Source organism: Herbidospora sp. RD11066 (genome assembly GCF_054661255.1).
The window spans coordinates 1-231 of sequence record NZ_BAAGDO010000405.1; the positions used below are offsets into that span (position 1 = coordinate 1).

1 protein-coding gene is annotated in these 231 nt (G+C 55.0%); it reads right to left on the reverse strand.

Features of this window, described 5'->3' with window-relative positions:
• Positions 1 to 183 (reverse strand): porin (locus ACYQ78_RS40190; protein WP_459806251.1); only part of this gene is annotated, 183 nt, incomplete at its 3' end.
• Between the last annotated feature and the right edge of the window lie 48 nt (positions 184 to 231).

Here is a 231-nt window from a genome sequence, read left to right on the forward strand (position 1 = left end):
GCCGTTACCATCCAGATCATAATTTACAATCTTTTCATTTGCGCCAGTCCCAACGGAAAAACCAGGCTCGCTCCCAAACCCAAAATAGGCGTCCGCCACGCCATAAATCGTCACGTTCGACTGAGCCATCGCCGGCGCAGCGACCAGCCCGGCAACTGCCAGAGCGATCAGTTTCTTTTGCATCGTGCTTCTCCTCTGCATGAGATGTTAACCCTGGGTGCGCCTGCACCG